This is a genomic window from Streptomyces sp. CB01635 (assembly GCF_002803065.1).
GTDB lineage: Bacteria > Actinomycetota > Actinomycetes > Streptomycetales > Streptomycetaceae > Streptomyces.
Genome location: NZ_NNBL01000021.1, coordinates 53,070 through 77,444 on the forward strand (window position 1 = coordinate 53,070; position 24,375 = coordinate 77,444).

General features: G+C 71.4%; 22 protein-coding genes, 1 pseudogene and 1 riboswitch. Of the genes and pseudogenes, 18 read left to right on the forward strand and 5 right to left on the reverse strand.

Annotation, left to right across the window (positions count from 1 at the left end; translation table 11 throughout):
* Positions 1–177 precede the first annotated feature (177 nt).
* Together CG723_RS34440 and CG723_RS34445 are read left to right on the forward strand one after the other, a co-directional pair.
* Positions 178–1,458: an alginate lyase family protein gene (locus tag CG723_RS34440; protein ID WP_100597445.1), complete on the forward strand. Its 1,281-nt coding sequence runs from the start codon at positions 178–180 to the stop codon at positions 1,456–1,458.
* Positions 1,459–1,556: 98 nt separating this feature from the next.
* Positions 1,557–2,015, forward strand: a complete 459-nt coding sequence (locus CG723_RS34445) for an acyl-CoA thioesterase (protein WP_100597446.1) — start codon at positions 1,557–1,559, stop codon at positions 2,013–2,015.
* On the opposite strand, the gene CG723_RS34450 is transcribed toward CG723_RS34445, so the two are convergent.
* Positions 1,975–3,195, reverse strand: a complete 1,221-nt coding sequence (locus tag CG723_RS34450) for an MFS transporter (protein WP_100597447.1) — start codon at positions 3,193–3,195, stop codon at positions 1,975–1,977. The two genes, CG723_RS34445 and CG723_RS34450, sit on opposite strands and share 41 nt — an antisense overlap.
* Before the next feature lie 140 nt (positions 3,196–3,335).
* On the opposite strand from CG723_RS34450, the gene CG723_RS34455 reads away from it, so the two are divergent.
* Entirely contained in the window at positions 3,336–4,526 is a 1,191-nt protein-coding gene (locus CG723_RS34455) for an ROK family transcriptional regulator (RefSeq protein ID WP_100597448.1), read from the forward strand.
* A gap of 19 nt (positions 4,527–4,545) precedes the next feature.
* Here CG723_RS34455 and CG723_RS34460 read toward each other — a convergent pair whose 3' ends face one another.
* Positions 4,546–5,292 carry an SDR family oxidoreductase gene (locus tag CG723_RS34460; protein ID WP_100597449.1) on the reverse strand — a complete coding sequence of 249 codons (747 nt, stop codon included), beginning with the start codon at positions 5,290–5,292 and terminating at the stop codon, positions 4,546–4,548.
* 279 nt (positions 5,293–5,571) lie between these two features.
* Positions 5,572–5,702, forward strand: a riboswitch (FMN riboswitch).
* A 303-nt stretch (positions 5,703–6,005) separates the two neighbouring features.
* On the opposite strand from CG723_RS34460, the gene CG723_RS34465 reads away from it, so the two are divergent.
* From CG723_RS34465 to CG723_RS34505, 9 genes are all read left to right on the forward strand, one after another.
* Positions 6,006–6,614: a riboflavin synthase gene (locus CG723_RS34465; RefSeq protein ID WP_100597450.1), complete on the forward strand. Its 609-nt coding sequence runs from the start codon at positions 6,006–6,008 to the stop codon at positions 6,612–6,614.
* A gap of 2 nt (positions 6,615–6,616) precedes the next feature.
* Entirely contained in the window at positions 6,617–7,261 is a 645-nt protein-coding gene (locus CG723_RS34470) for a nicotinamide mononucleotide transporter family protein (protein WP_100597518.1), read from the forward strand.
* Positions 7,258–8,556, forward strand: coding sequence for a bifunctional 3,4-dihydroxy-2-butanone-4-phosphate synthase/GTP cyclohydrolase II (locus tag CG723_RS34475; protein ID WP_100597451.1), 1,299 nt, complete (start codon positions 7,258–7,260; stop codon positions 8,554–8,556). Before CG723_RS34470 ends, CG723_RS34475 begins: the two co-directional genes overlap by 4 nt.
* 66 nt (positions 8,557–8,622) lie before the next feature.
* Positions 8,623–9,108 carry a 6,7-dimethyl-8-ribityllumazine synthase gene (gene ribH, locus CG723_RS34480; protein WP_100597452.1) on the forward strand — a complete coding sequence of 162 codons (486 nt, stop codon included), beginning with the start codon at positions 8,623–8,625 and terminating at the stop codon, positions 9,106–9,108.
* A gap of 34 nt (positions 9,109–9,142) precedes the next feature.
* Positions 9,143–9,415 carry a phosphoribosyl-ATP diphosphatase gene (locus tag CG723_RS34485; protein WP_100597453.1) on the forward strand — a complete coding sequence of 91 codons (273 nt, stop codon included), beginning with the start codon at positions 9,143–9,145 and terminating at the stop codon, positions 9,413–9,415.
* A gap of 73 nt (positions 9,416–9,488) precedes the next feature.
* Entirely contained in the window at positions 9,489–10,337 is an 849-nt protein-coding gene (gene hisG / locus CG723_RS34490; protein ID WP_100597454.1) for an ATP phosphoribosyltransferase, read from the forward strand.
* Positions 10,338–10,348: 11 nt separating this feature from the next.
* A complete protein-coding gene (locus CG723_RS34495) occupies positions 10,349–10,801 on the forward strand; it encodes a PH domain-containing protein (RefSeq protein ID WP_100597455.1) in 453 nt (150 codons plus the stop codon).
* 231 nt (positions 10,802–11,032) lie between these two features.
* On the forward strand, positions 11,033–12,367 hold the full coding sequence (locus tag CG723_RS34500) for a hemolysin family protein (RefSeq protein ID WP_100597456.1): 1,335 nt from the start codon (positions 11,033–11,035) through the stop codon (positions 12,365–12,367).
* Entirely contained in the window at positions 12,364–13,461 is a 1,098-nt protein-coding gene (locus CG723_RS34505; RefSeq protein WP_100597457.1) for a hemolysin family protein, read from the forward strand. Before CG723_RS34500 ends, CG723_RS34505 begins: the two co-directional genes overlap by 4 nt.
* 54 nt (positions 13,462–13,515) lie before the next feature.
* Here the strand turns inward: CG723_RS34505 and CG723_RS34510 are convergent, their stop codons facing one another.
* Positions 13,516–15,390 (reverse strand): AAA family ATPase, encoded by a 1,875-nt coding sequence (locus tag CG723_RS34510; protein ID WP_100597458.1) that lies wholly within the window; start codon positions 15,388–15,390, stop codon positions 13,516–13,518.
* Positions 15,391–15,822: 432 nt separating this feature from the next.
* Positions 15,823–16,464: a uridine kinase family protein gene (locus CG723_RS34515; RefSeq protein WP_100597459.1), complete on the reverse strand. Its 642-nt coding sequence runs from the start codon at positions 16,462–16,464 to the stop codon at positions 15,823–15,825.
* Positions 16,465–16,665: 201 nt separating this feature from the next.
* Between CG723_RS34515 and CG723_RS34520 the strand changes: the two genes are divergently transcribed.
* The 4 genes and pseudogenes from CG723_RS34520 to CG723_RS34535 form a co-directional block, all read left to right on the forward strand.
* On the forward strand, positions 16,666–18,033 hold the full coding sequence (locus CG723_RS34520; RefSeq protein WP_100597460.1) for a peptidase C39 family protein: 1,368 nt from the start codon (positions 16,666–16,668) through the stop codon (positions 18,031–18,033).
* 126 nt (positions 18,034–18,159) lie between these two features.
* On the forward strand, positions 18,160–18,582 hold the full coding sequence (locus CG723_RS34525) for a hypothetical protein (RefSeq protein WP_100597461.1): 423 nt from the start codon (positions 18,160–18,162) through the stop codon (positions 18,580–18,582).
* A gap of 229 nt (positions 18,583–18,811) precedes the next feature.
* Positions 18,812–18,958 carry an SCO1431 family membrane protein gene (locus CG723_RS45940; RefSeq protein WP_107489218.1) on the forward strand — a complete coding sequence of 49 codons (147 nt, stop codon included), beginning with the start codon at positions 18,812–18,814 and terminating at the stop codon, positions 18,956–18,958.
* A 567-nt stretch (positions 18,959–19,525) separates the two neighbouring features.
* A pseudogene (locus CG723_RS34535) lies at positions 19,526–19,753 on the forward strand (TetR/AcrR family transcriptional regulator); the annotation flags it as partial.
* Positions 19,754–19,899: 146 nt separating this feature from the next.
* On the opposite strand, the gene CG723_RS34540 reads toward CG723_RS34535, so the two are convergent.
* Complete coding sequence (locus CG723_RS34540; RefSeq protein ID WP_100597462.1) at positions 19,900–21,141, reverse strand: glycoside hydrolase family 18 protein; 1,242 nt, start codon at positions 21,139–21,141, stop codon at positions 19,900–19,902.
* Positions 21,142–21,573: 432 nt separating this feature from the next.
* On the opposite strand from CG723_RS34540, the gene CG723_RS34545 reads away from it, so the two are divergent.
* Both CG723_RS34545 and CG723_RS34555 read left to right on the forward strand, forming a co-directional pair.
* Positions 21,574–22,746 (forward strand): acyl-CoA dehydrogenase family protein, encoded by a 1,173-nt coding sequence (locus CG723_RS34545; protein ID WP_100597463.1) that lies wholly within the window; start codon positions 21,574–21,576, stop codon positions 22,744–22,746.
* A 492-nt stretch (positions 22,747–23,238) separates the two neighbouring features.
* Entirely contained in the window at positions 23,239–24,363 is a 1,125-nt protein-coding gene (locus CG723_RS34555) for a hypothetical protein (RefSeq protein WP_100597465.1), read from the forward strand.
* Positions 24,364–24,375: the final 12 nt, after the last annotated feature.

The window sequence follows — 24,375 nt, forward strand, 5'->3', positions numbered from 1 at the left end:
GTGGCTCGAAATGATCGCCGCCATGTTAGTGCGCCGTAAGGCCCTTTTCGCGCCACGGCCGACGGCCCCGATCCCATCCATGAATCCCTGTCAGGGGCATTGTCACGCCCACCTCGGAGCTCTACGCTCGCACGGCTCAATCCATGAACGTCGTTCAGATATGTGATGGGAGTTGTGATGCGTGCCAGATCCCGTGTGCGTCTCGGTGCCCTGCTCACCGCGGCGGCGGCCCTCGCCGTCGTCGTCGCCGTCCCCGTGTCGGCCCAGTCCGCGACGGCCCGCGTGAGCGCCCCGCGCACCGCCGTCCTCGACGGTGAGCGCCTGCTGCGGACCAAACAGCGCCTCGACCACGGCGACCCGCAACTCAAGCGCGCGGTCAGGGAGTTGACGGCCCGTGCCGACACCTGGCTGGACCAGGGCCCCTGGACCGTCGTCGACAAGCCGAAGCCCGCGCCGGGCGGCGACGTCCACGACTACCTGAGCCAGGCCCCCTACTGGTGGCCCTCACAGACACCGACCGCCGACAACCCCTGGGGCTGCCCCTACGTCCAGCGAGACGGGCAGCGCAACCCCGAGGTCGACACCGGGACCGACCGCCAGGACGTGGAGAAGGTCTTCGACTCGACGTACGACCTCGCCCTGGCCTGGTACTACACGGGCCGCAAGGAGTATGCGGAGAAGGCCGCCACCGTCCTGCGCACCTGGTTCCTCGATCCGGCTACGCGCATGAACCCGAACCTGGACCACGCGCAGTTCATCCCCTGCAAGTACGACGGCCGGGCCATCGGCATCATCGACTTCTCGCAGTCGTACACGAGCGTCACCGACGCCGTCGCCCTGCTCGGCACGGGCGCCCCCGGCTGGTCGAAGGGCGACCGCTCCGCGATGGGGGAGTGGAACAAGGACTTCCTCGGCTGGCTCGTGGACAGCGACTTCGGCAAGCAGGAGGGCGCCGCCGAGAACAACCACGGCACGTTCTACGACCTCCAGGTCGCGGCCCTCGCCTACGCGACCGGCGACACCGCCCTCGCCCGCCGCACCGTCCTCGACGCCCGCACCAAGCGCATCGCCCCGCAGATCGCGGGCGACGGCAGCCAGCCGCAGGAGCTCGCCAGGACCCGCAGCTGGCACTACTCGACCTTCGACCTGGTCGCCTACACCCGGCTCGCCGCGATCGGGCGGCATGTGGGCGTGGACCTGTGGTCGTACCGGGGCCCGGACGGTCAGAGCCTGTTCAAGGCCGTCGACTATCTGCTGCCCGCGGCCACCGGGGCGACGGCGTGGCCGCACCCCGAGCTGGAGTTCCACCGGTTCGCGGCGAGCGACATCGTGCACGCGGCCGCCGACGCCGGGAGCGCCGCGGCGAAGCGAGCGGTCCCGCACCTGGAGGCGCCGCCCGGCGGGGATCTGTGGGCGCTGCGCCCGGCGGCCGAACAGCTGGACTCGATCGCGGGCTGAGCGGGTCGCGTCCCGCCCCGACCTGGCCTGCTGAGCGTTTGCTTAGCCAAAGGTCGTACGATGGGGCTCTTGTACGTACCGCATCAGGAGCCCCACCCGTGACCGCCGAAGCCCTCGCCCGCCCCGCCCAGTCCTACGGACAGCTCGTCCCCGTCGCCGTGCACTTCGACGACCTCGACGCGCTCGGCCTGCTCCACAACGCCCGCTACCCGGTGATGGTCGAGCGGGCCTGGACCGCGCTGTGGGCGGAGCGCGGCCTCGTCTTCGAGGGCGACTGGGTGGCGGCCGGCGACTTCTGCAACGCCGTCAAGGAACTGCGCATCACCTACGACGCGCCGGTCAACCGCCCCGGCGCGTACGCCGTGCACCTCTGGCTCGACCGACTCGGCACCACCGGCCTGACGTACGGCTTCCGCTTCTGCTCGGCGGACGGTGGGACGACCTACGCCCGAGGCACCCGCGTGCTCGTCCGCCTCGACCCGGCCACCCTGCGCCCCGCCCCCTGGAGCGAGATGTTCAGGACCCTTGGCCGTGAGCTCCTGCGGACGCAGGACTGACCTCGGCCTGCTTCGTCGGCTTACGGTCCCCCGTGCGCAGCACCCCCGCGAACACCGCGAGCCCGCACGCCAGGAACGTCACCAGGCCGAAGGACACCACCAGGCTCGTCGCGTCGGCGACCGTCCCGATCGCGGAAGGGGCGATGAGGCCCGAGGTGTAGGTGATGGTGGCGACACCGGCGATGGCCTGGCTCGGATTCGGCCCGCTGCGACCCGCCGCCGCGAAGGCGAGCGGCACGACGACCGCGATCCCGAGGCCCATCAGGCCGAATCCGGCCATCGCGACCGCCGGGTTCGGCGCCACCACGACGAGCAGTCCGCCGAGCGCGGCGCCCACCCCGCCGACCCGCACGGTGCGCACCGCGCCGAACCGGTCCACGATCCTGTCGCCGACGAGCCGCGCCACGGCCATCGTGAGCGTGAACGCGGTGGTGCACGCGGCCGCGAGTCCGGCGGACGTGTCCAGGACGTCCCGCAGATAGACCGCCGACCAGTCCAGGCTCGCCCCCTCGGCGAAGACGGCGCAGAAGCCGACAGCGCCGATCAGCAGCGCCGACCTGGGCGGCAGCGCGAAGCGCGGTGGCGGCTCCTCGTCCTCCGTGGGGCGCAGGTCCAGCACGCCTCCGCACGCGATGAAGCCCACGACCGTCAGCGTCGCCGCGGCGAGCAGGTGGTGCAGCCGGGCGTCGGAGCCGAGGTGCGCGGCCAGCGTGCCGGCCGCCGAACCGATGAGGGCGCCCACGCTCCACATGCCGTGCAGGCTGGACATGATCGACCGGTCGAGGCGGTTCTCCACCTCGACGCCCAGCGCGTTCATCGCCACGTCCGACATGCCCGCCGACGCGCCGTACGCGAAGAGAGCCACGCACAGCACGAGCAGATTCGGCGCGAGCGAGGGCAGGATCAGCGCGAGGGTCCACAGGGCCAGCAGCCCGCGCAGCGCCGTGCGCGCGCCGAACCGATGGCTCACCCAGCCCGCGATCGGCATCGCCACCGAGGCGCCGAGCGCGGGGAAGGCGAGCGCGAGTCCCAGCTGGCCCGCGCTGACCCCCGCGTGCTCCTGGATCCAGGGCACCCGGGTCGCGAACGACCCGGTGACCGCTCCATGGACGCAGAAGACGGCCGCGACCGCATAGCGGGCACGCTTCAACTCCCTTGCCCCGTAACCGACTTCACTCATCCGGCGTGCCCTTCCCGATACCGTCCCAGGCTACTGGCGTAAACTATCAGGAACCCTGCCTGATAAATAGCCGGTTTCCCACCGGTCTCCCCGTGCGGCCCCGGTCCCGGCAGCGAAGGCGATCTGGAAGGATCCGCGCCATGCCCGCATCACCGAGTACCGCCAGGGCCATCAACGACCGGCTCGCCCTGCGCCTCCTGCAGAGCGAAGGGCCCCTGACCGCCGGGCAGTTGAAGGAGCTCACCGGCCTGTCCCGGCCCTCCGTCGCCGACCTCGTCGAGCGGCTCACGGCCCAGGGCCTGATCGAGGTCGTCGGGGAAGCCGGCGCCCAGCGCCGCGGCCCCAACGCCAAGCTCCACGGGATCGTTTCCGGGCTCGCCCATCTCGCCGCGCTCGACGTCCGCACCGAGGGCGTCACCTTCACCGTCGCCGACCTGGTGGGCACGGTCCTCGCCGAGGCGTCCGCGCCCATCGACGACGAGGAAGGCACCGACCCCGCCGTCGAACGGGCCGTCGCACTGGTCGAGCGCACGGCGAAGGAGGCGGGCGCCGAACGTCTGCACACCGTGGGAATCGGCGCGCCCGGTCTCATCGATCCCGTCACCGGCGAACTGCGCGACTCGTCGGGCCTGCCCGAGTGGCACCGCCGCCTCGTCGCCGCACTCCACGAACGCCTGCCCGCCCGCGTCCTGGTCGAGAACGAGACCAACCTCGCCGCCCTCGCCGAACAGCGCGACGGCGCGGCCCGCGACCGCGACACATTCGCCCTGCTCTGGCTCGGCCACGGCATCGGCGCCGCGGTCGTCCTCGACGGCGTCCTGCGCCGGGGGGCCTCCGGCGGCACCGGCGAGATCGGCTTCCTGCCCGTGCCAGGGACGTCCGGACTCCCGTCCGCGATCGGGTGCGACGGAGGCTTCCACTCGCTGGCCGGATCCGCCGCCATCGCCGAACTCGCCCGTGCGCACGGCCTGGTGGGCCCGACAGCCGCACCGGGGGAGCCGGCCGCCGCGGCGCTCGTGCGTGAAGCGGTGCGGGCGGAGCCCGGGACGCCCGCCGCCCGCTTCCTCGACGCACTCGCCGACCGGCTCGTGCTCGGCGCCGCCTCGGTCGTCGCCGTCCTCGACCCCGGCTGCCTCGTCCTGGGCGGCGAGGTCGGCCGCGCCGGAGGCGACCGCCTCGCGACTCTGGTCGCCACCCGCCTCGCCGCCATGTCCCCCCTGCCCACGGAGGTGCGGGCCAGCGCTCTCGGCGGCGGCGCGGTGCTGCGAGGAGCGCTCCTCATGGCGCGTGACGGGGCGCAGGACGACCTCTTCGCGCCGACGGACCGCTGACCCCGCGCACGCACGCGGGTCAGCTCGCGGGGAACCGCCGCGCGAGGAACTCCTCGAACGTGCCCTTGCCCACTGCCCGTTCGGGCGTCAGATGCCCACCGTCCCGCATGCCCTTGTACGCCTTCCCGGCCAGGCGCACCTCGACGACGGGCCGGCGCCGACGGCTCGCGCGCAGGTAGGCGCGCGCCAGATCCGGGGCCGTACGCACCTCGGGACCACCCATGTCCGCCACGCGCCCCGCAGGTGCGCCCGTCGCCAACCCCACCAGGCGGTCGGCCACTTCGGCGACCTCGACCGGTTGGTCGGCGACCCCCGCGGGAAGGAGCATCACCGGCAGCCTGGCCAGCGTCTGAAGCCCCTGGAACACCAGGTCGTGGAACTGCGTCGTGCGCAGCACCGTCCAGCCGAGACCCGACTCCTCCACCAGCTTCTCGACCGCGTGCTTGGACTTGTAGTAGCCGAGCGGCACCCGGTCCACGCCCACGATCGAGATGTACAGCAGATGCGGCACCCCGGCCCGCCGCGTGGCCTCGATCAGATGCCGGGCCGCCTTCTCGTCACCGCCGCGCGGCGTGCTCGCGCAGTGCACGATCGCGTCCACACCCGCGACGGCCTCGTCCAGGCCTGGTCCGCCCTCGCGCAGGTCCACCGCGTACGGCCGCGCGTGCCGGCTGAGCACGCGCACCTCGTGCCCGCCCGCGCGCAGCCGCTCGGCGACGAGCCTGCCGAGGGTTCCCGTGCCGCCGGTCACCAGGATCGTGGTCATCGCAGTTCAGCTCCTTCGCGCACCGGACGCTCCACGGTGGAACGTCCCTCGCCAGGTGAGACCGGTGACGGCGCGAAAATGTGACATCGTCCGCGAGGCGCCTCGGGATTCCGCCGGCACGCCGCCCGCCTCGGCGGTTGCGATCGTCACGCTATTGCCCTGGCAAAGGGACCGCCCGGAACGCTGCGCGAGTCCACGCACACGGCCTGTGAGCCAGCCCACAGCCGATCACCCGTTTGGCCCACGCGGGGACGTGGCACACTGGCCCTGTACCAGAAGCAGCGCACTCCGGGGTCGGTGAAAGTCCGAACCGGCGGTTACAGTCCGCGACCCGGTCGCTTCCAGCGGCCGGTTGACCAGGTGAAATTCCTGGACCGACGGTTAAAGTCCGGATGGGAGGCAGTGCGCGGCGGGCGGGCATTCGTGCGCGTCGCCGTCTGTTTCGACGTGTCCCCAGGGACAGGTCTCATTCGGCGTCGGCCTCGGTGTCTTCGCCCGTACGTTCTGTCGCCGTATTGCGACAGTGCCCCGGAGTCCGTGCCCGAAGAGGCAGGAGGACCCGGTGGCCCCCACTTCCGCAGTGCCCGCCCGGCGAGCAGCCGTGCGCCCGCACGCGTCCTTCGCTCCTTCAGGAATCCCCGCCGGCCCTGAGGCGTTGCGCCTCACCGCCACCCTTGTCGGCCCCGCGGCCCCTGCAGCGAAGGAGCACTGACGTGTTCACCGGAATCGTCGAAGAGCTGGGCGAGATCACTGCCGTCGAGGAACTCGGCGACGCCTCCCGCTTCAGGCTGCGCGGCCCCGTCGTCACCGAAGGGGCGCGGCACGGCGACTCCATCGCCGTCAACGGCGTCTGTCTGACGGTCGTGGAGCACGAGGGCGACGAGTTCACCGCCGACGTCATGGCGGAGACCCTCGACCGGTCCAGCCTCGGCGCCCTCGCTGTCGGCTCCCGGGTCAACCTGGAGCGCCCCACCGCTGTCGGCGCCCGCCTGGGGGGACACATCGTGCAGGGCCACGTCGACGGCACGGGCAGCATCGTCGAGCGCAAGCCGTCGGAGAACTGGGAGATCGTCAAGGTCTCGCTCCCGGCGCACCTCGCGCGCTACGTCGTCGAGAAGGGCTCCATCACCGTCGACGGAGTGAGCCTCACGGTCGTCGACGCGGGCCCCGACTACTTCACCATCAGCCTCATCCCCACCACCCTCGCCCTGACCACGCTCGGCCTGAAGCAGGCCGGCGACCCGGTCAACCTCGAGGTCGACGTCATCGCCAAGTACGTCGAGCGGCTGCTCGGCGATCGTGCCCAGGAGGCGACCAAGTGAGCCTGAACTGGCTGAACTCCGAGGCGTTCACGCTCTTCGGCCAGCACATCATGTGGTCCGACATGATCGGCAACACCGTCGGTCTGGTCGCCCTGGCGCTCGGCTGGCGCCGCTCGATCTGGACCTGGCCCGCGCAGCTCGTCTCCGGCCTCATCCTCCTCACGGCCTTCGCCACCGCCCACCTCTCGGGCAGCGCGGGCAAGCAGCTCGTGGTCATCGTCGTCGCCGCGTGGGGCTGGTGGCAGTGGAGCCGCGGAAAGGGGCAGGCCCAGGACGGCTCCCTCGCCGTCCGGTTCGCCACCTGGCGCGAGCGCGGCTACCTGCTGGGCGCCGCCGCACTCGGCACCCTGGCGGTCGGCGGCCTGTTCACCGCATTCCCCACGCTGTCGTGGGACCCCTGGCCGGACGCGTACATCTTCGTCGGCACGATCGTCGCCATGTACGCCCAGGCGCGCGGCATGGTCGAGTTCTGGTTCGCCTGGCTGCTCGTCGACCTGGTGGGCGTACCGCTGAACTTCGCCAACGGATTCGCCTTCTCCGGTTTCGTCTACGTGATCTACGGCGCGCTCGTCCTGTGGGGCATGCGCGACTGGTGGCTGCGGTCCCGCTCGGCCTCGCAGCCCGCCCTGGAAGGAGCACCGGCATGACCACGGCACCCGTCTGGTACAGCACCTCGCGCGACGAGGACAACTCGGACCTGTCGCTCGACCCCGTCGAGCAGGCGATCCGCGACATCGCGAACGGCCGGCCCGTCGTGGTCGTCGACGACGAGGACCGCGAGAACGAGGGAGACCTCGTCATCGCGGCCGAGAAGGCCACCCCCGAGATCGTCGCGTTCATGATGAGCGAGTGCCGCGGCCTGATCTGCGCTCCCATGGAGAGCGACGAGCTGGAGCGCCTCCAGCTGCCGCAGATGGTCGAGAACAACACCGAGTCGATGCGCACGGCCTTCACGGTCTCCGTCGACGCGGGCCCCGCGCACGGCGTGACCACCGGCATCTCCGCCGCCGACCGCGCCACCACGCTCCAGCTCCTGGCCGGCGGCACCGCCGAGGCCGGCGACTTCGTACGGCCGGGCCACATCTTCCCGCTGCGCGCCAAGGCCGGCGGCGTCCTGGTCAGGAACGGCCACACCGAGGCAGCCGTCGACCTCGCCCGGCTCGCGGGCCTGCGCCCCGCCGGAGCGATCGTCGAGATCGCGGGCGAGGACGGCACGATGCTCCGCCTGCCCGAGCTGATCCCGTTCGCCCGCAAGCACGGCCTGACGATCATCTCCATCGAGGACCTGATCGCCTACCGCCGCTCCTCCGAGCCGACGGTCCGGCGCGAGGCCGAGGTCAATCTGCCCACCGCCTTCGGCGACTTCACCGCGTACGGCTACCGCTCGACGGTCGACGGTGTCGAGCATGTCGCCCTTGTCCACGGCGAGATCGGAGACGGCCAGGACGTCCTGGTGCGGGTCCACTCCGAATGCCTCACCGGCGACGTCTTCCACTCGCTGCGCTGCGACTGCGGCCCCCAGCTGGAGGAGTCCATGCGGCGCATCACCGAGGAGGGACGCGGCATCGTCGTCTACCTGCGCGGTCACGAGGGGCGCGGCATCGGCCTGCTCTCCAAGCTGCGCGCCTACGAGCTTCAGGAGCGCGGCCGCGACACGCTGGACGCCAATCTGGAGCTCGGCCTGCCGGCCGACTCGCGGGACTACGCGGCGGGCGCCCAGATCCTCGAGGACCTCGGCGTGCGCGGCCTGCGCCTGCTGACCAACAACCCCGACAAGACCGACGCGCTCCTGCGGCACGGCCTCAAGGTCGTCGCCCGCGAGTCCATGCCGGTCCAGGCGGGCGAGCACAACCTCCGTTACCTGCGCACCAAGCGGGACCGGATGGGCCACGACCTGCCCTGGCTGGACGCCCCCACGTCCACGACCTGCGCGAACCAGTAGCCCGTACCCCTTTCAGACGGCATACCGAACACCGAACACAGCACCACACAAGCACTGAGGAGCAACGTGAGTGGCAAGGGCGCACCCGAACTGTCCGTACGCAACTGCGGTGACCTGCGCGTCGCCGTCATCGCGGCGCAGTGGCACGAGAAGGTGATGGACGGCCTCGTGGACGGCGCCCTGCGCGCCCTGCACGAGCTGGGCATCGACGAGCCGACCCTCCTGCGGGTCCCGGGCAGCTTCGAGCTCCCCGTCGTCGCCAAGGTCCTTGCGGGCCGCGGCTACGACGCGATCGTCGCCCTCGGAGTAGTCATCCGCGGCGGCACACCGCACTTCGAGTACGTGTGCCAGGGCGTCACCATGGGGCTCACCCAGGTCACCATCGACACCGGTGTTCCCGTCGGTTTCGGCGTGCTGACCTGTGACACGGAGGAGCAGGCCCTCGACCGCGCCGGGATCGAGGGCTCCAACGAGGACAAGGGCCACGAGGCCGTCACCGCGGCGGTCGCCACGGCGGCCACACTGCGCTCGGTCAGCGAACCCTGGCGCTGAGTGGCCGGGCGTACCCCGTAGTCTTAGGGCCATCATGGCGAACAAAACCTTCGAAGAGCTCTTCGCCGAGCTTCAGCTCAAGGCCAAGAACGGCGACCCCGCGACGTCCCGCACCGCCGAACTGGTGGACAAGGGCGTCCATGCCATCGGCAAGAAGGTCGTCGAGGAGGCCGCCGAAGTCTGGATGGCCGCCGAGCACGAGGGCAAGGAGGCCGCTGCCGAGGAAATCTCGCAGCTGCTGTACCACGTCCAGGTGATGATGGTGGCCCGGGGAATCTCCCTCGACGACGTCTACGCCCACCTCTAGAGCCGGCGCCCGGTTCACCGCCGCACGCGCCACGCCCCTCTTTCACGTCTCTCACGCAAAGGAATCCGACCTCATGCTGCGCATCGCCGTCCCCAACAAGGGTTCACTGTCAGGACCTGCGTCGGCGATGCTCCATGAGGCCGGATACCAGCAGCGCAAGGAGTCCAAGGAGCTCGTCCTCGTCGACCCGGTCAACGAGGTGGAGTTCTTCTACCTCCGGCCCAAGGACATCGCGATCTACGTGTCGTCGGGCAAGCTCGACATCGGCATCACCGGCGAGGACCTGCTGATCGACTCCGGCGTCAACGCCGAGGTCATCCTGCCGCTCGGCTTCGCCCGCTCCACGTTCCGCTTCGCCGCCAAGCCGGGCACCGTTTCCGGTCCCGGGGACCTCGCGGGCAAGACGATCGCCACCTCCTACGAGGGCATCGTCGGCAAGCACCTCGCCGAGTCCGGCGTCGACGCGTCCGTCGTCCACCTCGACGGCGCCGTCGAGACGGCCATCGAGCTGGGTGTCGCCCAGGTCATCGCGGACGTCGTCGAGACCGGCACCTCCCTGCGCAACGCGGGCCTCGAGGTCTTCGGCGAACCGATCATGAAGTCCGAGGCCGTCGTGATCCGCCGCTGTGGCGCGGCCGCGGAGGAGCCCAAGGTCCAGCAGTTCCTGCGCCGCCTCCAGGGCGTCCTGGTCGCCAGGACGTACGTGATGATGGACTACGACTGCCGCGCCGAGCACCTGGAGCAGGCCGTCGCCCTCACCCCGGGCCTCGAGTCGCCCACGGTCTCGCCCCTGCACAACGAGGGCTGGGTCGCCGTCCGTGCGATGGTCCCCGCCAAGGACGCCCAGCGCATCATGGACGACCTGTACGAACTCGGCGCGCGGGCCATCCTGACCACGGCCATCCACGCCTGCCGCCTTTGAGGACCGCAGTCATGACCGAAGTCCCCACGCTGCCCGTCACCTTCCGGCCGGCCCGCACCCGGGCCGTCCTGCTCGGCCTCGGCGGAGCGATGTTCATCACTCTCACGGCCATCGCCCTCATGCTGGGCGGCCTCAACCCGGGCGACCGCCTCACCTTCATCTTCACCGGGGCGCTCCTCGTCGGCGGGCTCGTCCTGCTCGCCAGGCCCAAGATCGTGGCGGACGACGAGGGCGTCACCGTAGTGAACATCGCCCGCAGCCGCCGCCTGGCCTGGGCGGAGATCGTCCAGGTCACGCTGCGGCCCGGCGACCCCTGGGTGTTCCTCAACCTCAGCGACGGCACGAGCCTGGCCGCCATGGGCATCCAGCCCGCCATGGCCAAGGAGCGTGCCCTCACCGACGCGCGTGCCCTGCGCGCCCTCACCGAGGCCCGTTCCACGGCCTCCGGGGAACTTCAGGGCTGACTCAGGGCCGCACGCCCTGACGCTTCCACCCCTGTCTTGATTAACCTGGTGGCGGGGCGCGCGCACATCGCCGCCCCGCCCCCGACGACGGGTCCGCCAGGGCCCCGGGGGTTTCCTGCTACCCGAGGAGTGACTCCCTCCGGCGATGGACGGTTCGTCCTGCAGTACATGCGCCGCCCCCTCCCGACATAGCGCGACTGAATTGCGCGTTGTGTGCGCGGAGGCGGCGGCATGACCATCCCCTTGTTGCTCCTCGGAGCTGCATTCCTGCTGATCCTGGCCAACGGCTTCTTCGTGGCGGCCGAGTTCGGCCTCGTCACGGTGGAGCGCGCCGACGCCGAGAAGGCAGCGGCCGACGGCGACCGACGGGCCCGTACCGTCGTGAACGCCCTCAAGGAGCTGTCCTTCCAGCTCTCCGGCACCCAGCTCGGCATCACCATCACCTCGCTGGTCGTCGGCATGCTCGCCGAACCGGCGCTCGCGACGCTGCTCGCGGGGCCCTTCACCGCCGTCGGCATCCCGGAAGGCGCCGTCGGAGGCGTCTCCGTCGTCATCGGCATGCTGCTGGCTTCCGCCGTGCAGATGGTGATCGGCGAGCTGGTGCCGAAGAACTGGGCGGTGTCCAAGCCGCTCCAGGTCGCACGGTTCGTCGCGGGCCCCCAGCACGCGTTCTCGCGCCTCTTCCGGCCCGTGATCGCCCTGCTCAACGCCGTGGCCAACCGCGCCGTACGCGCCCTGGGCGTCGAGCCCGCCGACGAGCTGGCCTCGGCCCGCACCCCCGGCGAGCTCGTCTCCCTGGCCCGGCACTCCGCACAGGCGGGCACCCTGGAGCAGGACACGGCGGACCTGTTCGTCCGCACCCTGTCCCTCGGAGAGCTCACCGCCCAGCACGTCATGACGCCGCGCGTGAAGGTCAGCGCGCTCCAGTCCTCGGCGACCGCCGAGGACGTCGTCAACCTCACACGCGCCACCGGTCTCTCCCGCTTCCCGGTCTACCGCGAGCGGATCGACGAGATCGTCGGCATGGTGCACCTCAAGGACGCCCTCGCGGTGCCCGCGCACGACCGGCTGCGCACCCCCGTGAGCCGCATCGCCCAGGCCCCGCTGCTCGTCCCGGAGACGCTGCCCGTGCAGCCCCTCCTGGAGCGCCTGCGCAGCGAGCAGCCCATAGCCGTCGTCGTCGACGAGTACGGCGGCACGGCCGGGGTCGTCACCCTGGAGGACATCGTCGAGGAGCTCGTCGGCGAGGTCCGCGACGAGCACGACCGCCTCGACCTGCCCGAACTCGCGGTCGCCCCGTCCGAGGACGGCCGCCCCGCGTGGGACGCCGACGGCAGCTGCCGGGTCGACATCCTGCGCCGCATAGGACTCGACGTACCGGAAGGCCCGTACGAGACCGTCGCCGGTCTCGTCGCCGATCTGCTCGGCCGGATCCCCGCGCCCGGCGACCGGGCCGAGCTGCCCGGCTGGCGGCTCGCGGTGCGTCAGGTCGACCACTACCGTGCGGAGCGCGTCCGGATCGTCCGGACCGCGGACGCCGCCCGGCCGGCGGAGGCCGCCCGATGAGCGCCCTCCAGCTCTTCTTCGCCCTGCTCCTCGTGCTGGCCAACGGTTTCTTCGTGGGTGCCGAGTTCGCCCTCGTCTCCGTGCGCCGCAGCCAGATCGAGCCCATCGACAACAAGCGGGCCCGCCAGGTCCTGTACGGCCTGGAGCACCTGCCGCAGATGATGGCGGCGGCCCAGTTCGGCATCACCGTCTGCTCCTTGACGCTCGGCGCGGTCGCCGAGCCGACGGTCGCCCATCTGCTGGAGCCGCTCTTCGAGGCGATGCACCTGCCCGAGGGAACGATCCACCCCCTCGGCTACGTGATCGCGCTCGCCGCCGTAGTCAGCCTCCACCTCGTCATCGGCGAGATGGTCCCGAAGAACCTCGCGATGGCGGCGCCGGAGAAGACCGCGCTGTGGTTCAGCCCCGGCCTCGTCGCCTTCGCCCGGCTGTGCCGTCCGGTCACCGTCGCCCTCGGCGCCTGTGCCCGGCTCGTGCTCAAGCTGTTCGGGGTGGAGCCGCGGGACGAGGTCGAGGCGGTCTTCACCAGCGTGCAGCTCGGCCGTCTCGTCGAGGACTCCGGACAGGCGGGGCTCCTCGAGCCCGAGGCGCAGGAACGCCTGGAGGACGCCCTGGAGCTGGGCTCGCGCCCGGTCACCGACGTCCTGCTCGACCGGTCGTCCCTCGTCACGGTCGGCCCCTCGGTCACCCCGGGCCAGGTCATCGAGCTGACGGGCCGTACGGGCTACTCCCGCTTCCCCGTCTGCGCGGAGGGGGGCGCCTTCATGGGCTATCTGCATGTGAAGGACGTCCTCGACCTGATCGACTCCGCGGACCACGACCGCGCGGTGCCGCAGCAGATCTGGCGTCCCATGACGACGCTGCGCGCCGAACTCCCGCTCGACGACGCCCTGACGGTGATGCGCCGCGCCGCGACGCACCTCGCACAGGTCGCCGACGCCTCGGGCCGGGTCCTCGGCCTGGTCGCCCTGGAGGACGTCCTGGAAATGCTCGTCGGCGAGGTCCGTGACCCCGCGCACCGGGACGCTCCGGCGCCCGGGGCCAGGGTCGCGGAGCCGCGGGCCGAGGCGCCGGAGGAGGCGCTGGCCGGCTGACAGGCGCACACGGCGAAGGGGCGGGTCCCGTATCGGGCCCGCCCCTTCGCCGTGTCACATCGCGGATGGATCCTGGGGCCCGCGCCCCGAGAGGACCTCGCCGTACGCCTGCATCAGATCGGGCAGCCGCAGTGTCGACAGGTCGTCCCGCGTCGGCGTCGTCGTGTATCCCGTAAGCCGCAGGTCCCGGTAGGCGCACGACTTCTCGTACAGCGTCCGCAGGAAGCGGCCGTTGCCGAGCTCGTCGATCCAGCCCTGGTCGACGACGTGCCCGCTGATGGAGCGCAGCTCGTCGAGAGCCTCCTCGTCCCACACGTCACCGTTCTCCGCGGCGAGCACCTCGCCGATCGCGGTGAGTTCGAGGGGCCGGTACGAGGGGAAGTCGACCCGCGTCGTGAAGCGCGAGGACAGTCCGGGGTTCGCCGCGAGGAGGCGGTCCATGCCCTCCGGGTAGCCCGCGAGGATCACCACCAGGTGGTCCCGGTTGTCCTCGGCGCGCTTCAGGAGCACCTGGAGCGCCTCGTCGCCGTACGCGTCTCCCTTGCCATAGCCCGAGTTCGACAGGGCGTACGCCTCGTCGACGAAAAGGACGCCGCCGATGGCCGAGTCGATCAGTTCGTTCGCCTTCACGGCCGTCTGGCCCAGATACTCGCCGACCAGGTCGGCCCGCTGGGCCTCCACGAGGTGGTCGCCGCCGAGCAGCCCGAGCGCGTAGAAGACGCGACCCAGGATGCGGGCCACGGTGGTCTTGCCGGTGCCGGAGGGACCCGAGAAGACGAAGTGCCGTTTCGGCGGCTGCACGGGCAGGCCCTGCCCGGCCCGCAGGCGCGCCATGTTGAGCTGCGCCGACAGCGCCTTGACCTGCCGTTTCACGGGTTCCAGACCGACCATCCGCTCCAGCTCGGCGAGTGCCTCATCGAGGAGCGCCGGGTCGGCGGGCCCGGCGGGCAGCTGCGGCGTGATCGGTACGACGGCCTTCTCGCGGACCGCGTCGGTCTCGGCGGGCACCGCGCCGGGCGGCGGCAGATCGGGCTCGCTCACCTTCAGGTCCCGGCCGTCGCCCTCGTACAGCGGGTCCATCGACTCGGAGCCGTCCAGCATCTCCTGGCCGAGCCCGGTCATGGTGAGGGGACTGAGGTCGGTGCCGTCGCCGAAGTCGCCGTAGCCGTCGCCCTCGGCGATGGCTGCGAGGCGGGCCGAGGTGTCCATGAAGGCGGGGTCCACGCGGTGCACGGCCCGGTACAGGGGGAGCGCGGCGGCGGAGCGGCCGGTGCCCTCGTGCGCGCGGGCCAGCCAGTAGCGCAGCTCCTTGCGCTGGGGCTGCTCGCTCCGGCAGCGCATCAGCGCTGCGGACAGCAGCGGCTCGGCCTGCCCGTACATCTCCAGGCGCACCCGGGCCATCCCGCCGAAGAGCCCGGCCTCGATGCCGAGGAGCCCGTCGTCGAGCAGCGGATCGGTATGCCGGACCAGCTGCTCCCAGTCCTTGACGAGGTAGGCGCGGCAGGCGTGCAGGAACCGCACCTGCGGATCGGCGTCCACGCGCGGCAGCGTCGCCAACGCCCCGTCCAGGTCCGGGACATGGCGCCCGTCGAGCCAGTGCGACGCGTGTGCAAGGAGCAGATCGCGCGGCCGCTCCAGGACGGGCTGCACCCACCAGCCCAGCCAGTACCAGGAGTTGAGAGTGCGCCGGTGCCGGGTGCGCTGCTCGCCGAACCGGTCGCGGTGCCGGAACATGCGCAGCAGCGCCGTCGTCGTGTCGATGCGTAACGCGTGCAGCCCCAGCCAGCCGTCGGCCATGCCGGGATCCATCCGGACCGCGGCCCGGAACTCCTCCTCGGCCTGCGGATAGGCGCCCATGGTGTAGGCGTCCACGCCACGCACCCAGGCGAGGTCGGCCGGGCCGGGCGAGCCCTGTGTGCCGAAGTCCATCACGTCCCCCACAAACCGTGCCCCCGTGGTGCGCCGCCGGGCCGGTGCCCGCCGGCTCCTGCGCCGAACCGATGTGCTGTGGACGGGAGTTGTCACGGTACGGGCCGCGAGCCGTCCGTAGGCCGCACCGAAGGCATCGTACCTGCGCAGGAGTCGTCGGCCGAGGGCGCCGCAGGGCCGGATCCAAGGCGGACGGCGCAGGTGGAGGCGGGGTCGGACGGTGACCGAGGGTGAACGAAGTGAGGCTCACCGCACCCCTGAAAGGGTGAACAGGGCAGAACGAAGCCCCCGATCACGGGGGAACAACCGGGGGCTTCGTGTCTGCGGGCGACCCCGTAAGGCCGCACATTCAGAACGTAAGTCCTGTACGGCCCCTCGGTCAAGCCGAGTTGAGGCACTCGCGGAAACTGGCGGAAGGCGTCTCAGGAGCGTTCAGCGCGCTGCCGACGGGCCCTCACGGTGAGTGACGGAAGGCGTCGAACGTCCGGTCCCGGGAGGCATCTGACGTGCCTCGTAGCCCTCCGGACACTCTTGTACCAATGTCTGAGCGAAGGGGCGCGAGGGGTCGTCGGCGAAGTGCGCGCGCTCCGCACGGATCCAGCCGTCCCAGAACTCCCTCTGCGCCGGTCCGTCCCGTCGCCGCCCCCGTTCCCAGGACACCTCCTCGGGTGTGTCCATCCACAACAGTCCCGCCAGGAAAGGCCGTACGGCCCGCCGGCCCGCGCCCACGCCCTCCATCAGGACCACCGGCGCGGGCGCCAGAGCGCGCGGGGTGCCGAAGCTCCGGGTGTTCCAGTCGTACGGCTCGTACCGGGCGCTCTCGCCGCGGGAGAGCGGATCGATGACCTGCTCGCGCAGCCGCGCCGTCCAGTCGAAGAGGGCGTCGTGGCTGGCGAGATCGTCGAGGTGCAGGACGGGCGCCTGCCCGAGCGCCTCGGCGAGCCGGGCGGCGAACGTCGACTTGCCGGAGCCCGCGTGGCCGTCGACGGCGACCAGCCGGACCGGGCCGCAGGAGGGCGGCAGGGCCCGCAGGGTCGCGGCGAGCCGGGGGAGCGGGAGGTGCTGGAAGGTCATCGCCCGCAAGGGTACGGGAGGTACCCGGCCGGTTTCCCGCGCGCCGCCGCAGGTCATGCCAGTGGTACAGGCCAATATTGGTAGCGATGACCGGCCCGGAAACGCTGGTGGAAGTCAGCGGGTACCGGCCATAGTTGGCGCACTGTCGTGCACCTCACCCGCCCCTTTACGGATATCTCGTCGACTGGGGGAGCCCCGCCCATGACCCGACCCGAACCTCTGTCCCGCAGAACCCTGCTCGCCGCCGCCGCGGCCACCGCGGGCGCAGCGGCGCTCGCCACGACGGCGGGCACCGCCGTCGCCGGCACCGGCGCCCCGGCGCGCGCTCACGCGGCGCCGCGCCTCGTGGACAACCACGCCTGGACCTCGCACTCGGACTGGCGCTCCGGAACGGCGGCCGGCACCCGCGCGGTCGCCGGGTCCCGCCCCGGGCTCACGCTCGCGACCCCCGAGGGCCGCACCGACTACACGGATCCGCACACAGGCAAGACCGCCACCTGGGAGTACGGCCGGTGGACCTCCCCGGCGCACCGCCTGTCGGTGCCCGCCACGGAGGTCATCGCCTCCTGGAACGCGCGGACACCGGCCGGTACCTGGATCCAGATCGAGCTCCAGGGCACGTACTCCGACGGTGCGGCGACGCCCTGGTACGTGATGGGCCGCTGGGCCGCAGGTGACCAGGACATCCGGCGGACCTCCGTCGACGACCAGTCGGACGGCAAGTCCAGTATCTGGACGGACACCTTCGCCATCGACGACGCGGCCTCGGGCCTGCGCCTCGTCTCGTACCGCCTGCGGCTGACCCTGTACCGCGCGCCGGGCTCCAAGGCCTCGCCCCTCGTGTGGCGGCTCGGGGCCATGGGCTCCGACGTGCCCGACCGCTTCTCGGTCCCGGCCTCGAAGCCGGGGCTCGCCAAGGAGCTGTCCGTTCCGCGCTACTCGCAGAGCATCCACGCGGGCCAGTACCCCGAGTACGACAACGGCGGCGAGGCCTGGTGCAGCCCCACGTCCTCGCAGATGATCGTCGAGTACTGGGGTCGCGAGCCCTCGTCGGACGACCTTTCCTGGGTCAACCCGGACTACACGGACCCGCAGGTCTGCCACGCGGCCCGCTTCACGTACGACTACCAGTACGAGGGCTGCGGGAACTGGCCCTTCAACGCGGCCTACGCGTCGACGTACAAGGACCTCCAGGGAGTCGTCACGCGGCTCGGTTCGCTCGGTGATCTGGAGACCCTGATCGCGGCGGGGATCCCGGCCATAACGTCGCAGTCGTTCCTCAAGGAGGAGCTGACAGGCGCGGGTTACGGGACGTCCGGACACCTCATGACGGTGATCGGCTTCACCGCGGACGGTGACGTGATCGCCAACGACCCGGCGTCGCCGAGCGACACGGCCGTGCGCCGCGTCTACAAGCGGGCCGAGTGGGAAAAAATCTGGCTGCGTACCAAGAGGTACAACGCCAGTGGCAGCGTCGTGTCCGGCACCGGCGGCGTCTGCTACCTGTACTTCCCGGCCCACCCGACCCCGAAGCAGCGCCGCGCGCTCGAGGCGGTCGGCGTCCGCTGAGGAACCTGCCACGGCCCCTCCCCGCGCGACAGGGAGGGGCCGTGGCATGCCGCGACGACTTCTGCGCCGCGCCCGGTCTGCCGTAGTCGTGGCGAGTGAGTGACGGCTTCCCGAGAGGAGACCGCGATGCGGCAGCGGAACACCAACCACCCCGCCCTGCGCCGGCTCGACCCGCTGGTCGGGCACTGGTACATGTACGCGCTGGTGGACGATGTGCCGGGTGGCCGGCTCGGGCCCGTCCGCTCCGTCCACGAGTGGACGGACGACGGCGGACTGCCCTTCCCCACCGTCTGGCTCACCGGCTACGACGACACGGACGAGCAGTTCACGACGCTGTATGCCGACGGCCGCGGCGTGTCCCGCGTCTACGGGCTGAGCCTCACCGACGGCGAACTGCGGATGTGGCGCGCGGCTCCCGGCTTCCACCAGCGCTTCTCCGCCCGCTTCGACGGGAGCGGCGACGCCCTCGCCGGCGCGTGGGAGCGCTCGGAGGACGGAGAAGCGTGGGTGAAGGATTTCGGGGTGCTCTACGAGCGGATCAGCCCGTGACCGGATGCACGCTCCGGTCCGGGTGCCTCGGAGCGGCGGCCTGCGAGACCGGTCCCGTCAGGGCGGCCGACATCGACCCGGGCACTGCCCCGGTGTCACCGATGTGAGGCGGACGACGCCACGGCGTAGTTGCGCGTGACCAAGCTCTCGCCCACAACCGGCCGAGGCGGTGGCATGGTGGACGGGTCAGTGGGGGGATGCCACTGCCGGACGACTTCAGCGAGATGCCATGACCGCGACCACCGCCACGAACCGCGCCGCCCGGACCCGCACCGGCGGCCCCAAGGACAACGGCCCCAAGATCCTGGAGCACGTCCTCGGCTGGACCTTCGTCGTGGTCCTCGCCATGTTCGTCACGCAGGCCGGACTGATGTGACCCGGCTCTCCTCGGCGCCCGGCCCGACGCGCCAGTGCCGGTCCGGGAGCCCCACGAGCCCGTAGAGCCACCGCACGGGAGAGCGCAGCAGGACGAGTCCCGCGACACCGCGAACAGCGGCAGCCCGGCCCGGGCCCCCGCCAGCCGCACCAGAACGCTCGCGGACAGCGCCCCGGCGAACGGCAGCCCGTACATCCCGGCCCCCGCGGTCGCCACCGCGACCACCCGGGGCACCCCGCGGTCCTCGTCCGCTCCGGGCAGCGCCCACCCCTCCACGAGCCGGCCGCCGCCCCTCGAGACCAGGAAGCTGGTGCCGGAGACGGCGAACGACACGGCGAGCGCGCCCTGCGCCATCACGGAGGCCGTCGTGCCGACCGCGAGGACCGCGGGCAGCGCCACAACTGCCGTCTTCTTCCCGTTGGTTCTGTCGTGCCGGTGTCCTTCGCTCACTGTTCCTCCTGTACGTCGTCCGCATGCGCAGGGGCGCGCGGGAAAGCGGGAAAGGGGGAGTGCGTGGGAAGGTTCAACCGCGAATGTCCCGCCGGCAGTTGGAGACCAGGGCTGAAATTGAACAATAGTGAACAGCGCGGAGCGGGCTCCGGTCTCGGGCGCCCGCAGGCGCGCGGCACCGACCGGTCCGTGGCGCGCCGCGCCGAACTCATCACCATCGGGCGGAAGTTGTTCGCGGACACGTCCTACGACGCGCTGTCGATGGACGACATCGCCCGGCACGCGGGCGTCGCCAAGGGGCTGATCTACTACCACTTCAAGTCGAAGCGCGGCTACTACCGCGCGAACTCCTGGTGCGCCTGCTCGGCGAGACGCTGCGGGTCATCGAGCAGTTCGAGCCGGACTGCCCGGCGCCCGCGAGGCCCTGACGCGACGCGCGAAGGGGCGGGGGACGCCGCGCATCCCCCGCCCCAAGTGCCACACTCGGAAGGCTAGTCGACCGACTTGATCAGCTCACCGTTCGTCGTGTCACCGCTGAGCTCCCAGAGGAACGTGCCCCCGAGGCCCTGCTGGTTCTTGTAGTCCATCTTCCCGGCGATGGTGGCCGGGGTGTCGTAGCTCCACCAGTTGTTGCCGCAGTACGCGTAGGCGGTGCCGCCGACCGTGCCCGTCGCCGGGCACTTCGACTTGAGCTCCTTGTAGTCGTCGATGCCCTGCTCGTACTTGCCGGCCGCCGGGCCCGTCGCCGTGCCGCCGGGCGCCGCCTGTGTGACGCCGGTCCAGCCGCGCCCGTAGAAGCCGATGCCGAGCAGCAGCTTCGACGCCGGGACGCCGAGGCCCTTGAGCTTGGTGATGGTGGCGTCGGTGTTGTAGCCCGCCTTCGGGATACCGCTGTACGAGGTCAGGGGCGAGTGCGGGGCGGTCGGCCCCTGTGCGTCCCAGGCCCCGAAGTAGTCGTACGTCATCGGGTTGTACCAGTCGACGTACTGGGCGGCGCCGGCGTAGTCGGTGGCGTCGATCTTGCCGCCGTCGGAGGCGTCGGCCGGGATCGCGGACGTGATGAGCGCGCTGGAGCCGAACTTCGAACGCAGCGCGCTCATCAGGTTCTTGTAGGCGTCGCGCCCGCTCGTGTCGCAGGACAGGCCACAGGCGTTCGGGTACTCCCAGTCGATGTCGATGCCGTCGAAGACATCGGCCCACTTGGAGTTCTCGACCAGGTCGTAGCAGGACTGGGCGAACGCGGCCGGGTCCTTGGCCGCGTCGGTGAACCCGCCCGACCAGGTCCAACCGCCGAAGGACCAGAGGATCTTGAGGTTCGGGTGCAGCTTCTTCAGCTTGAGCAGCTGGTTGAAGTTGCCGCGCAGCGGCTGGTCCCAGGTGTCGGCGACGCCGTCCACCGCCTGGTCGGCGGTGTACGCCTTGTCGGTCGCGGCGTAGGAGTCGCCCATCGCGCACTTGCCGCCGGTGACGTTGCCGAAGGCGTAGTTGATGTGCGTGAGCTTGTCGGCCGAGCCCGACGTCTCGATGTTCTTGACGTGGTAGTTCCGGTCGTAGACACCCCATTCGGTGAAGTAGCCGACGACCTTCGAACCGGCTGCGGCTTTCTGGGGGCCGGCGTCGTTCTGCGCTGCGGCGGCGCCCGCGGAGGCGAGCAGTCCGGCGCCGAGGACGGCGCAACACGCGGCGGACAGGAGCGCCCGGAAGGAGGCGCGGGGACGGTGCGGTCTGAGCATCGTGTCTCCTCGTGGGGGAGGGGAGCGTGGGGGGGATTTGCTGTGGACCTCGGGGGCGTCGTCACGCGATCCGTGTCACGAGTCTTTGGCATGAACGCGTTAAGACGTTGCAGGGAACCTTAGGAGGACTAGACCAGTGGGGTCAATGGTGCGGACCAATGTGCTCGACTCCCGGTGTGGGCTCCGGGAACCGCCGGTGAGGGCTCGGGGCCGCCCCCGGCCGCCTTGTCGCCGTCCTTTCGGTATCTTTGAAGTAAGCGGTCGTTAACTGGTGACTGGCCGCCGTCGAACGGGCATACTCAACGGGCCGCAGCCGCTGGTCAGCGCCCGTCCGAGACCCGGAAGGGAGCCCTCGGCGGCGGCTCGAACACGGCGCCGCCGCACACCCCGCGCGCGACCGCCGCAGTGCCCGACAGGGAGGAGAGCGTCGATATGCCCGACCGCGCCCCGCAGCCGGTGGACCGTCAACTGCCCACGGACGAGGCCCGGGATCTGTTCTCGCTCGTACGTGAGCTCGTGCAGCGTGAGATCGCCCCGAGCGCGGCCGAGGAGGAGGATGCCGGACGCTTCCCGCGCGAGACGTTCTCACTGCTCTCCGAGTCGGGCCTGCTCGGCCTCCCCTACGACTCCGACTTCGGCGGTGGCGACCAGCCGTACGAGGTCTATCTCCAGGTCCTTGAGGAGCTCGCCGCCGCCCGGCTCACCGTCGGCCTCGGCGTCAGTGTCCACTCGCTGGCCTGTCACGCACTGGCCAATTTCGGCACCAAGGAGCAGCGGGCGGAGCATCTGCCCGCCATGCTCGGCGGCGGCCTCCTCGGCGCGTACTGCCTCTCGGAGCCGTCGTCGGGATCGGACGCTGCGTCCCTGCGGACCAAGGCCGTCCGCGAAGGCGACGACTGGGTGATCACCGGCACCAAGGCATGGATCACGCACGGCGGCATCGCCGACTTCTACACCGTCCTGGCGCGCTCCGGCGGCGAGGGGGCGCGTGGCATCACCGCGTTCCTGGTCCCTGGCGACGTGGAAGGGCTGAGTGCGGCGGCGCCCGAGAAGAAGATGGGGATGAAGGGCTCGCCCACGGCACAGGTTCACTTCGACGGGGTGCGCGTGAGTGACGCGCGCCGGATCGGCGACGAGGGGCAGGGCTTCGCGATCGCGCTTTCCGCCCTCGATTCCGGGCGGCTCGGCATCGCGGCCTGCGCGATCGGCGTGGCCCAGGCGGCCCTCGACGAGGCCCTCGCGTACGCCACAGGGCGTGAGCAGTTCGGGCGGCCCATCGCCGACTTCCAGGGCCTGCGCTTCATGCTCGCCGACATGGCCACGCAGATCGAGGCCGGCCGCGCGCTCTATCTGACGGCGGCCCGCCTGCGCGACGCGGGCCGGCCCTTCTCGAAGCAGGCCGCCATGGCCAAGCTGATGTGCACGGACACGGCGATGAAGGCCACCACGGACGCCGTCCAGGTGCTCGGGGGGTACGGCTACACGGCCGACTTCCCGGCCGAGCGCTATATGCGTGAGGCCAAGGTGCTCCAGATCGTGGAGGGCACCAATCAGATCCAGCGGATGGTCATCGCCCGGCACCTCGCCGGTCCTGAAACCCGCTGAACTGCCCGGTGCTGACCGGGGACGCCACCAGCCGGGCCCACTCCGGGTCGTGGCGTCCCGGCAGGGTCTTGCCGTGGTCGGCCCAGTGTCTGACCAGGGCGCGGTAGATCGGCGGGTCCGGGGGTGCGGGGCGCTCCGGGGGCGGCGGCTGCGGAACCGATTCTGCGGTGGCGGGGGTCAGGAGGCGGCGGCGACGGCTGGTGGTGCTCTGCGTAAGGGGCATGTCCGGGCCAACGCGCCCGCGCCGGGCAGGTCACCGTCCAGGGCATGGGGGCGTGAGTTCTAGGGCCTTTCGTTTGGATCGGGCTGGATCGGTTCGGACCGGACCGGACCGGACCGGATCAGGGTCGGCCCCGCGCCCCGGCCATCGCCAGGCCCGGGTCGGCGCACGCATCTGGCTCCGGCGGCTCAGCTGACGTACCGTCAACTCCGCCGCCGGGGGCCGCACCCCTCCGGGCGACGTCAACCGCCGTACGCCCAGGGAGGAAACGCGTGGCAGACGACCGCCCCGTCGCACTCGACGAATACCCGGTCCACCAGGTGCCGCTGTCCATGAAGCACGTCGCGACCGGTGACCGCAACGCCTACGACCGCTGCATCTTCCATCTCGTCGACCCCACCGGGGAGTACCTCCTCATCCTCGGCCTCGGTGTCTACCCGAACCTGGGCGTCATCGACGCGTACGCGACCCTGCGCGTCGGCGACAGCCTCCACGCGGTCCGTGCCTCCGACGCCCTGCGCGACGACGCCCGCATGGAACTCGCCGTCGGTCCGCTCCGGATCCACGTCGAACGCCCCTTGAAGGACTTCGTCCTGACCTGCGCGGCCGACCCGGCCGACCCCGACGGACTCTCGTACGAGATCAACTGGTCGGCGGCCTTCCCGGCCCTCTGGGAGCCCCACCACACCCAGCGCCGCGGCGGCCGCCTCACTCTTGAGGGCAGGCGCTTCGTGCAGGCCGGGCGCTGTGACGGCCGGCTCCGCGTCGGCGGGCGAGAGGTGTCCCTCGACGGCTGGACCGGCACCCGCGACCGCAGTTGGGGCGTGCGCCCGGTCCCCGGCGAGGAGGGCGGCCGGCTCGCCGAGGAGAACAGGACCGAGGGCTTCCACTGGATCTGGTCACCGGTCCGCTTTGACGACCGCTTCCTGATGGTGATCGTCCAGGAGGACGCGGACGGTTACCGCACCCTCAACGACGCCACCCTCGTCCGCGACGGCCATCCGGATCTCCAACTCGGCTGGCCCCAGGCCGACATCGCCTACCGGACCGGCACCCGCCACCCCGAGAGCGCCGTCGTGCATCTCACCGACCCGCTGTCCCGCAAGCCCGTGGAACTCGGCGTCGAGATCCTCGCCTCGTCCCCGCTCGCCGTCGGCGCCGGATACCCGCCCGCGGACGACTGGCAGCACGGCACCTGGCGCGGCCGCGACTGGACGGACCGCCGCAGCTACGACCTCTCCGACCCCGCCGCCCACCCGCTGGCCGCCTACGGCGTCATCGACCACGCGGCGCGCTTCACTCTGGACGGCCAGGTCGGCCACGGCATCTTCGAGCACGGCAGCTTCGGCAGGCACGACCCGAGCGGCTTCACCGGCTACGACTCCGTGGCGCCCTGAAAGGAGCCTGCG